The sequence below is a fragment of the Companilactobacillus sp. FL22-3 genome, assembly GCF_054881455.1.
Genome location: NZ_JBTYYZ010000020.1, coordinates 1 through 9353, shown reverse-complemented (window position 1 = coordinate 9353; position 9353 = coordinate 1). Strand labels below are relative to the sequence as shown.

Below are 9353 nucleotides of genomic sequence, written 5' to 3'. Positions count from 1 at the left end.
GATGTCATGCACTATCTTGTTTAGCTCCGTTTTGATGGAACTGGGAATATTTTCTAAATTGAAATGATTATATATTTCTTTATCCTTAAGCATCCTTTTTTGTGCCTTATTTAATTTACACTCATTGTTACCCACTAACCATTCATCCTTTGTACGTATAAAGGGGTTCTGCGCACTTTCCTTTAACGCGTTTTGAACATCTTCATAAGGTAAATAAAATTCAATTGTAGATTTATTTAATTGAATGGTTTTTAAATTATTATTTTCGTCTGCCTTTTCTTTGTTATAATGAAAATCGTTGTACAAATCGAGGAGGAAAATAATGAAAAAGATTACAGCATTTTTATTGTCATTATTAATGTTACTAGGGGTATTCGCTCCAGCAACTGCAACAACCGTTCAAGCTAAGGCTTCCGAGAATATCAAAGCTACTTACACTTTGAAGAAGAACAAAAAGAAGATTGCCAAGAAAACTATCACATTGAAAAAGAATGCCACTGTTACTGATGGTCTTAAAAAAGGCTGGAAAGTTAACGACAAAGGCGGCTTTATCACAGCTATCGACGGTCACAAACAAAATAACAAGAAGAAAATTTACTGGACATTCACTGTTAATGGCAAACAAGTTAACGTTTCAGCTGACAAAAAGAAATTACACAACAAAGACAAAGTTGTTTTCAAATTATCAAAATATAACGGTTAATGATTAAATTAAAATATGAGATGAGGATAAATTCAATATCCTTATCTCATATTTTTTTGCATAAATAAGTAATTCTACAATCTACCTTTTTATTTAATTTTTAAGGATCAATACAACCACTTTTTTCACAAATCGGATAACCTAAATCCCAGATTAATATCATTTTTAACAAATCGATTAATTTAGTCGCTGTTAACGAAACGGCTATTATTGTATGAACAGCGAATGCCCATATAAAATCTGTTCTCGCCCTTCTGAACCTCTATTAATGCCACTATCCATAATAAGCATGCCTGTATAGAGCTCTTAATAATAAAGTCCAAACCACCAATAATCATAATTGTCAAAAAAATATTTTCACTCCATCTATTCTTAGGTTATCAAAGTAATCTTGATATTGTTTCTCATTTTTTCTAGGATATTTTTCAAGATCATTATTTTCCATAGTATTTTTCAACCCATATATCCACCATGAAGAATTAAATAATGCTGAAAATTCAACAGTAGGTTTGGGCTCGTGACTCAATTGGTTAAAATCATTTTGATATAAACGCCTTTTGTTTACAAATCCAAATATTTTTTCCTCTACAGATCCAGAGCCTTGCTGCCACTGATTGTCACCAAAAATGCCACCAACTATTATCGGTGTTGTTCTTAAATGTTTTCTTTTGTCTATTACCATATTCAGCAACTTTATTTTCATTTTGATTGTCGTTTTTATCCTTGATGTGACTGGTATTAGAACTATTCGTCAAGGTATCGTCCTTGTCGTTTAATTGTTGCTGATGAGTAGCACTAGAAGATTCAAACAAGCCACTCAGTTTCTGAACGTGTTCTTTTAATCGATGGTTCTCTGCAACCGTTGCTATCTGTAATTTTTGCTGCTGATCTAAGGCTTGTTGTAAATTTGCAATTTGTTGATCTTTAACATCAAGTTGCTTCAGCAAGATCTGATCAATATTTTTGTCCTTGCCGTTTTCAGCTTGTCTATTTCTAGATGGTTTTTAACTTTGTAAGTGTGTTTGCTTCGAAAGCCATTAATGCTATTAATACGTTGATTAATAGCTTGTTTTGACAATTTAAATTCTTCTGAAAGTTGCCGAATAGTCTTGCCCAATAGTTTCACCGCCTAATTAATCCGCCTTAAATTATAAGTTAAAAACGACAAGAAAACCAATCGACAACCAAAACTTAAACTTGGTTGTCGATTGGTTTTCTTTAGGTATCAATCTTCAAGCTAAACTATAATCGATTTGGTTCTGGTTGTTGCCACCAATGAATGTTGCTTTAACAACAAATATCCCGAATTAACAACAACTAAAGTTTGCATCTAGTTTTTTCCCTAATGGCTTGTTTTGATACACCAAACTCATCAGCAAGTTCTCTAATAGTTTTAGGCATGATTTCCAAACTCCTTTCGGAGTTCAGCAAGTGCTTCTTTTCTTGCTTGATCTCTTATTTTTTTATCATGTTCGGCTTGTTTGACAGCCAATGCTTGCTTTTCAGTAGAGCCTAAAGTTAACCCCTTAACTTTATCAATGGCACTCCATTTTTCCTGTTCTGTTAATTCGCCATTATGCTGAATATTAAAGAGTTTTTGACGTTCATCTTGAAATTGACCTTGTGAGAAGTCGTTAGCGTCTTTCTTTTCGGGTTTCCAGGTAAACGAATAGCCAATAACAGGCTTTCCTCGCCCTTTACCGTATTTCTTTCGGACAGTTAGCCCACAAAATAGGGGGGTAAGTTCTTCTTTGATTGGTTTTATCACTTTTTTGTTAATGTCGCCTTGCCGATAAGTTTTTGGAATATCAAGTAACTCATCAAAATCTGCTTTGGAAAAGTAAGCGTACCCAGTAGTTCTAAATTGTTTTAGTAACCGAAACATTGTTTTTGCGTAACTACTTTTTAAATCTCTAAACTCTGCCAACGCATAACGAACCCAACTTTCTAAATCGTTTAGTAAGTGTAAGGCTTTAGGATAAACTCGGATATCAACGTAAGGTATTTCAGCTTCGCCTTTAATTTCAAATTCGGTAAACATAACAAAAAATTCTCGATTTAAGCCACTTTTACTTCGTCTACCAAAATGTAATCCCATCATTTTTTCATAAGTTCTCTGAATGTCATCTTCAAAACGGTTATTTGCAGTAGGTTTATAAGCACTTAACTCTTTTAATTGATCAAAAGTAAAACGAACGGTCTGATCTCCCTTATCACGCATACGAGAAATAATCGAAAAAAATAAATTCATTTCAACTGGAGTAAATTTTCGAAGTGGAATGGTATTTAACTCTGGATCATATTTAACTAGTTCGTTGCTCAAAAAACCACCTCCTAAATTAGAGGCTACCATATCAAGGCCGGAGCCTCAAGACGGGACCCCCATAAACAGACAATTGGACCCCCATAAACAGACAATTGGACCCCTATAAACAGACAATTGGACCCCCATAAACAGACAATTGGACCCCCAAACATTTGTGAAACGCTTGGGAGAGTAAAGTGGAACATGCCCTTAAAAGAGGTTTAAAAGAGGTTTATAAAAGAGGTTTAAAAGAGGCACTACTGTACGAGGGCAAAATCTAAAACAAAAACACAAAGGAGTGAGCCAAAAAACAGGCTCACATTAAACTCCAGTCGCTATGCTCCTTGCGCCTCACTTTGTTCGTTGCCTAAAAGGTGTGGCAAGCCACATTCATTCGGGCGCTGACGCCCCGAACCCCGTCCAAGCTGAGCCAGCTTGACCGCTTTTTCACTCGCCGTTAGGCAGGAAAGCAAAGTTTTATAGAAACTTTGGCTTTCGCCAATTCAGTGTTAAGACTGGTTAAGAGCTGTCAATTCCTTATGCTCCCACGCTTTGCTCGTCCGCTACCATTGACAGCAAACAGTTAGTTTTTCTGAATCTTAACAAGACTTTAACTGCTATATTCGTTTTTAAGGGCCTTATTTCTCGTTTCTAGCGGTTTTAAGAATGTTTATATACATTTATACCAAAGGAAAAATAAAAAGCCCTCAGCAGGCTATTAGAGGGCTAAATAACGAAGCCAGGACGATTAATAATATCTTCTTGTCTTTTTTGCAAAATATAAGTGTATAAGGAATCATACAAATTCCTTTTGATCTCGTCAGGTTCATTGACAGAAGCTTCAAACAATTCTTGAATATCAACTTGCCAAGGATCAGCAAGCATTTCATCAATTGGTGTTAATACTTTCTTTTCGTCCATCTTGATTACTCCTAACATCAAAATAATGATTTCAGTTTAGATACACAGTTCTTACAGTTAGTTATTAAAATTTTGTTGCTAAGTTTATAAAGAATCTCTGTAAAAGACAATTAAAAAATTCGAATTGGAAATAGCGGAATCTGTAATAGTTTTTAAGTATTTAAAGCATAGCAAATTTAGTTGATTTGGACGCATATATTGAATTAAAAATGTATTCAATTCAATAACGGAAAACCTGATTTAATAGCTATCAGCAGACCGAGTGAAATGAGGTCAATGTGCACTTACACATAGAATTTATTCTATGTTGTGCTAGACCCATTAAAAACCTGCATCAGAAGTCGCCGTTGGTGACAACAAATAAAAAAAGAGGAAAACCAATTAGTTTTCCTCTTGGATCTATAAATGTCTATTAAGCCTTTGCAATAAGTCTTGCCGTATTTTAGTTTCACTTAATTCTCGTTTTTCCTGCATATTTACTTGTTCTGAGGTCCCTAGGGGAACATCTTTAACTTTATCTATTGCTCTCCACTTTTCTCGTTCTGATAGCTCGGAATTATGCTCAATATTAAAGAGTTTAGTTTGTAATCGTTGTTTGCTGCTTATGTGAATATTTTCAGCATCTTTTGGCTCAGCTTTCCAAGTAAAAGTAAAGCCAATAACAGGCTTGCCACGACTTTTACCGTATTTTTTACGGATAGTTAATGCACGGAATAAGGGTGTTAACTCTTCTCTAAGGGGACTAAGGACGCGTTGCTCTAGAGTACCTTGATTATAGCTCTTGGTTATATCCAATAATTCATTGAAATCAGCAACAGTGAAATAAGCATATCCCGTTGTACGGTATTGTTTAAGCAAGCGGAACCTTGTTTTCGAATAGCTACTCTTTAACCCTCGGAACTCTGCTAGAGCATAACGTACCCATCGTTCAAGGTTATTTAGTAATGGGAGAGCATCCTTATAGATTTCTACCTCAACATATGGACAATCAGCATCACCGTTTATTTTAAACTTGGTAAACATGACGAATCTCTCTACGCTTAACCCCGTTTTACTTCTGGGATAGTAGGGCTAAGGACCTCACTAAAAGAGGTTATAAAAGAGGCTGTTCAACCATCTGCTAATTCATCTAATGCGCAATCTGATAAATCTAAAGATCATGGTGACGATTTAACCCTCTAATGTAGTAGAATTAACGCGAGAGGTCAGAAAGGCATGGGACAAAGTAAAAGGAAAGACTACACAATATCAGACATAGCAAGGATTTCTGATGTTACTGTGGCGTCTGTTAGCAAGTATATTAAAAGAAATGAGTTAAAACCGGTAAGGCTGGGGAAAAACAACTCTAAATACTTTGATAGCAGTGTTTTAGACGAAATCAGGTCTTACTACCAACGTAAGAGCGAAAAACAGCAAGAAGCTAGTTCTGAACACCGTCCGGCCACTAAAGATGATGTGATTGATGAGCTTCGGGCTCGTGTTCGCGACCTGCAGACTACCAATGAGCTGCTACGTAATGAGTTAAAGGTTAAAAATGACCAGATTGCAGATGCCATTCGGCTAGCCGATCAGGCCCAACAGTTGGACTTAACTACTCATAATCAACAAGTCTTGCCAGAACCAGAAGTTAAGACACCGGAAGTAAAAGATAAGTCGGAACATGATGATGAAAAGAAAACCAAAAAGTTTAAACTTTGGCCGTTTAGATGAGGAGTGATAGCTATGGCAACTAATGAACGATTGAACAAAGCTGCAAAGGCAAAAAAAGATGAATTTTATACCTCTTATGATGATATTCAATCAGAAATTAATAATTTTGAAGATGGATTTGCTGGCAAAACTGTTTTATGTAATTGCGATGATCCGTTTGAAAGTAATTTTTCAAAGTTCTTTCTTCGCAACTTTAACTATTTGAAGTTAAAACGGCTTATATGTACTTCATATGCTGGAAGTCCAGTAGTTGGAACACAAATGTCATTGTTCGACGATTACAATGAACCAGTTGAAAGCGATCGTGGTTATGTGTTGGATATATCGAGTGTTCCTATGGCAAATGGTCGTGGAGTTAGTGATGACGATATTAATACGCTTTTACATGAACGTGGAATAGTCAAACGACTAAAGGGCGATGGTGATTATCGTTCTGATGAATGCTTGAATTATTTGAAGCAAGCAGATGTGGTAGTAACAAATCCGCCATTCTCAAAATTTAGAGAATTTGTGAAAACGCTGTTTGAATATAATAAGCAATTTTTGATTATTGGCAATCAGAATGCAATTACTTATAAAGAAATTTTTCCATTGATTAAGGATAATAAAATGTGGCTTGGGAAGCCATTTAAAGGTAACGTTGGATTCTTTAAGAGCCTATATGAAGATGTGGCCACTGCTTCACAGCATAAAGAAGGACTAATCAGAGTATCTGGTGTTATGTGGTATACAAATCTTGATTATGCTCGTCGGCATGAACCAATGATTTTGTATAAAAAGTATAATCCTGATGAGTATCCTAAATATGATAATTATGATGCTATTAATATAAGCAAAACTGCTGAAATTCCGTTGGATTATGATGGTGTTATGGGAATTCCAATAACAGGTATGCTTAAATATACTCCTGAACAGTTTGAAATTATTGGTTGCACTGAAAGCGAAGGAAATGGATTATCGAATGGGCTTTGGAATTCTAAATCAGGCGTCAAACAAGCGACAATTAATGGTAAACGTATTTACAAGCGTATTTTTATTAAGAAGGTGGAGAAGTAATGGAGATTGAACTAAAACAGGTGCCCGTTAAAAATGTTTTTGATGGGTATAAAGATATGGATGAAGCTGGTGTTGTCGGATATCAAGGACAACTAAACATACGTCCTCCGTATCAAAGAAATTTTGTTTATGATCTGCCAGAAGAAAAAGCTGTTATTAATACGGCTTTGCGTGGCTTCCCATTAAATGTTATGTATTGGGTAATTGATGATGATGAACATTATGAAGTGCTCGATGGCCAACAACGTACATTGTCAATTATGCGATTCTTGGACCATAAGTTTCCAATTGAATGGGACGGTCAAACTATGTATGTAGATGCTTTACCAAATGATCTATATGATCGTTTGATGAATTATCAATTGATGGTTTACTGGTGCAAAGGTACGGATTCCGAAAAGCTATCATGGTTTAAAACGGTAAATATTGCTGGAAAGAAATTGACAAGTCAAGAGCTGCGTAATATTGCATACGTTGGGCCGTGGCTATCAGATGCCAAGAGACATTTTAGTAAGCGAGGCTGTGTTGCTGCAAAAGTGAGTGACCACTATGTAAAGGGTGATCCTAATCGGCAAGAATTGTTGGAGAAGGCGTTGCTTTGGATTGCTGATGCTAAAGATACTACTATTGAGGAATATATGGATGAACACAAGTCAGATGACGATGCAAATGAATTGTGGCAGTATTGGCAGAAAATCATGGACTGGATTCGAATGACTTTCCCTCAAGTCTACAAAGAAATGAATGGCCTTGATTGGGGAACTCTGTATAACAAATACCATTCTAATGACTACAATTCATCTAAGATTGATGCGGATATTCAAAAGCTGATTGATGATGATGAAATCAAGAAAAAGAAAGGCATTTGGCAATACAAGCTAGCCGTTAATGCCAATGAAGCAGGAGCCACAAAGTATCTTAATTTACGTGGTTTTCCAAAAGACATGATGCGAAAGAAATACAAGGAGCAATAAGGCCACTGCCCAATGTGTCTTGAAGAAGGCAATGATAAAGTGTACCAATTATCTGAAATGGAAGGTGACCACATTACACCTTGGTCTGAAGGCGGTCGTACTGAAGAAGATAATTTACAGATGCTTTGTAAGCGACACAATCGAATGAAAAGCAACCATTAGTGCGCACTTATACTCCGCTAAAAATTAGTGGAGGTTTTGTGCTTAAAATCTGTCTCAGAAGTTGCCTTCGGCAACAACTAAAAATCCAAATAAAACTAACCAAAATCAATTTGATCTAACATAGTTTCGGTACTGGCTTGGTCTAAGCCTAAATAAGCTAAAGTCATGGCTTCACTTGAATGATTTAATAAGTGCATGACTAAGCCAATATTGTAATTGGATTGCGTATAAACGCGATAAGCCCCAGTTTTGCGCATAGTGTGGGTACCAAGGTAATTAATTCCTAATAGATCGCCAACCTTACTCATAATTTTGTAGAACTGTTTTTCAGTAATATGGCGTTCTGGGTGTTGAATTGAAGGAAAGAGCCATTCAGAATCCAGCTTATGATCGAGCAGCCATTGACGATACAATAAAAGCTCTGTTTGAACTGGTTTAAGGTACAAGGTATTCGGTTTACCAGTTTTTCGGTCATGAATAAACGCATTTTGTTTAATAGAACCGTCCGGATTAAAAATATCGTCCTGTTTTAAGCCCATAACGTCACTCACTCGCAGTAGCGTCGCTTTACCAACTTGAAAAATCGTATAGTTACGTCGGCCAGCTTTAAAGTTATTGAGTAACGTATCTTGAACCTCTTTAAGAACGTTTGAATCTTTGATGGGTAAGACAACTTGTCGCATAAGCTGTTAGTTCCTTTACTTTAAAATTAATTTAGTTGCAGAAAACCTAAAAATCGAATATTATAATGTAGTACGATGGTAAACTTAAAGGAGGCGGATTAGAATGAGTAATACTATTATTAAAAACAAGACAATTTCAACTCGTGTAACACCTGACATTAGTGAACGGGCTAAAGCTAATCTAGCAAAACAAGGGCTAACCGTTTCTGAGTATATACGCTTATCGTTAGTTAAAGCGGCCAATAATGAAGTTCGATTAGTCAGCTTTTTAGATTCTCCGGAAGCCTTAGCCGCTAAAAAAGAAGCAGAAACAGGGCAGGTCAAAAACATTGGTTCATTGACTGACTTTGAAGATTGGATCGATAAGTTAGATGCAAATTAAACAGACCAAATCTTTTGAACGTGAATTAAAAAAACTAGTCAAAAAACATTTCCCAATAACTGTCTTGAAGCCTTGTTTAGAAGCAATTGTTGAACAAGATGTACTTGTTTTGAAACAGATTAAAGATCATGCATTAAAAGGAAATTGGCGTGGATATCGTGAATTTCACCCTGCCAGATATGGAAACTATGGTAAAAATTATGACAACTGGATTGTTATTTATCAGCTAGATCATGATGAATTGATTTTGTTATTGGTTGCAACTGGCTCCCATGAAATCTTGAATCAATAGCTATAGTTTAGGGGCACTTATAAAAGAATAAATTAAAATAGCCCCCAATATCTATAATGTAGATATTGGGGGCTATTCTTTCAATGTTTTTGAGGGGTTATTTGATAGTTATAGACCCTATATATTCATAGCCCCTTTCTGTTTGGTGTTAAAGTATTAGTCATC

At 35.8% G+C, this 9353-nt stretch carries 12 protein-coding genes and 1 pseudogene; 7 read left to right on the top strand and 6 right to left on the bottom strand.

Annotation, left to right across the window (positions count from 1 at the left end; genetic code table 11):
- Positions 1-322 precede the first annotated feature (322 nt).
- Positions 323-703 carry a DUF4430 domain-containing protein gene (locus tag ACYT32_RS12245; RefSeq protein ID WP_125765019.1) on the top strand — a complete coding sequence of 127 codons (381 nt, stop codon included), beginning with the start codon at positions 323-325 and terminating at the stop codon, positions 701-703.
- A gap of 343 nt (positions 704-1046) precedes the next feature.
- Here ACYT32_RS12245 and ACYT32_RS12240 read toward each other — a convergent pair whose 3' ends face one another.
- The 5 genes and pseudogenes from ACYT32_RS12240 to ACYT32_RS12220 all read right to left on the bottom strand — a co-directional run.
- Entirely contained in the window at positions 1047-1385 is a 339-nt protein-coding gene (locus tag ACYT32_RS12240) for a hypothetical protein (protein ID WP_288646975.1), read from the bottom strand.
- The gene (locus tag ACYT32_RS12235; RefSeq protein ID WP_395266238.1) at positions 1321-1650 is read right to left on the bottom strand and encodes a DUF536 domain-containing protein; all 330 of its coding nucleotides are present in this window, start codon (positions 1648-1650) and stop codon (positions 1321-1323) included. Before ACYT32_RS12235 ends, ACYT32_RS12240 begins: the two co-directional genes overlap by 65 nt.
- A gap of 446 nt (positions 1651-2096) precedes the next feature.
- The gene (locus ACYT32_RS12230; RefSeq protein WP_395266239.1) at positions 2097-3026 is read right to left on the bottom strand and encodes a replication initiation protein; all 930 of its coding nucleotides are present in this window, start codon (positions 3024-3026) and stop codon (positions 2097-2099) included.
- A gap of 708 nt (positions 3027-3734) precedes the next feature.
- Positions 3735-3947 (bottom strand): hypothetical protein, encoded by a 213-nt coding sequence (locus tag ACYT32_RS12225; RefSeq protein WP_395266241.1) that lies wholly within the window; start codon positions 3945-3947, stop codon positions 3735-3737.
- 381 nt (positions 3948-4328) lie between these two features.
- Positions 4329-4988 (bottom strand): annotated as a pseudogene (locus tag ACYT32_RS12220) (RepB family plasmid replication initiator protein); the annotation flags it as partial.
- A gap of 156 nt (positions 4989-5144) precedes the next feature.
- Here ACYT32_RS12220 and ACYT32_RS12215 point away from each other — a divergent pair.
- Genes ACYT32_RS12215 through ACYT32_RS12200 form a run of 4 tightly spaced genes read left to right on the top strand, consistent with a single transcriptional unit; the run spans position 5145 to position 7831 of the window.
- Positions 5145-5639, top strand: coding sequence for a MerR family transcriptional regulator (locus ACYT32_RS12215; protein WP_395266245.1), 495 nt, complete (start codon positions 5145-5147; stop codon positions 5637-5639).
- A 12-nt stretch (positions 5640-5651) separates the two neighbouring features.
- Entirely contained in the window at positions 5652-6695 is a 1044-nt protein-coding gene (locus ACYT32_RS12210) for an adenine-specific methyltransferase EcoRI family protein (RefSeq protein WP_395266247.1), read from the top strand.
- Positions 6695-7669 (top strand): DUF262 domain-containing protein, encoded by a 975-nt coding sequence (locus tag ACYT32_RS12205; protein ID WP_395266249.1) that lies wholly within the window; start codon positions 6695-6697, stop codon positions 7667-7669. The genes ACYT32_RS12210 and ACYT32_RS12205 overlap by 1 nt, the downstream gene beginning before the upstream one ends.
- Positions 7670-7681: 12 nt before the next feature.
- Complete coding sequence (locus ACYT32_RS12200) at positions 7682-7831, top strand: HNH endonuclease (protein WP_395266251.1); 150 nt, start codon at positions 7682-7684, stop codon at positions 7829-7831.
- Positions 7832-7926: 95 nt separating this feature from the next.
- On the opposite strand, the gene ACYT32_RS12195 is transcribed toward ACYT32_RS12200, so the two are convergent.
- A complete protein-coding gene (locus ACYT32_RS12195) occupies positions 7927-8514 on the bottom strand; it encodes a site-specific integrase (RefSeq protein ID WP_395266253.1) in 588 nt (195 codons plus the stop codon).
- A gap of 103 nt (positions 8515-8617) precedes the next feature.
- On the opposite strand from ACYT32_RS12195, the gene ACYT32_RS12190 reads away from it, so the two are divergent.
- Positions 8618-8896 (top strand): plasmid mobilization protein, encoded by a 279-nt coding sequence (locus ACYT32_RS12190; RefSeq protein WP_003625288.1) that lies wholly within the window; start codon positions 8618-8620, stop codon positions 8894-8896.
- A complete protein-coding gene (locus ACYT32_RS12185) occupies positions 8886-9188 on the top strand; it encodes a type II toxin-antitoxin system YafQ family toxin (RefSeq protein ID WP_005917927.1) in 303 nt (100 codons plus the stop codon). Before ACYT32_RS12190 ends, ACYT32_RS12185 begins: the two co-directional genes overlap by 11 nt.
- The last annotated feature ends 165 nt before the right edge of the window (positions 9189-9353 follow it).

Excerpts from the sequence above, each read along its gene's own strand:
- ACYT32_RS12245 (WP_125765019.1), top strand. The coding sequence starts at position 323 with ATGAAAAAGATTACAGCATTTTTATTGTCATTATTAATGTTACTAGGG.
- ACYT32_RS12240 (WP_288646975.1), bottom strand. The coding sequence starts at position 1,385 with ATGGTAATAGACAAAAGAAAACATTTAAGAACAACACCGATAATAGTT.
- ACYT32_RS12225 (WP_395266241.1), bottom strand. The coding sequence starts at position 3,947 with ATGTTAGGAGTAATCAAGATGGACGAAAAGAAAGTATTAACACCAATT.
- ACYT32_RS12215 (WP_395266245.1), top strand. The coding sequence starts at position 5,145 with ATGGGACAAAGTAAAAGGAAAGACTACACAATATCAGACATAGCAAGG.
- ACYT32_RS12210 (WP_395266247.1), top strand. The coding sequence starts at position 5,652 with ATGGCAACTAATGAACGATTGAACAAAGCTGCAAAGGCAAAAAAAGAT.
- ACYT32_RS12205 (WP_395266249.1), top strand. The coding sequence starts at position 6,695 with ATGGAGATTGAACTAAAACAGGTGCCCGTTAAAAATGTTTTTGATGGG.
- ACYT32_RS12200 (WP_395266251.1), top strand. The coding sequence starts at position 7,682 with ATGTGTCTTGAAGAAGGCAATGATAAAGTGTACCAATTATCTGAAATG.
- ACYT32_RS12195 (WP_395266253.1), bottom strand. The coding sequence starts at position 8,514 with ATGCGACAAGTTGTCTTACCCATCAAAGATTCAAACGTTCTTAAAGAG.
- ACYT32_RS12190 (WP_003625288.1), top strand. The coding sequence starts at position 8,618 with ATGAGTAATACTATTATTAAAAACAAGACAATTTCAACTCGTGTAACA.
- ACYT32_RS12185 (WP_005917927.1), top strand. The coding sequence starts at position 8,886 with ATGCAAATTAAACAGACCAAATCTTTTGAACGTGAATTAAAAAAACTA.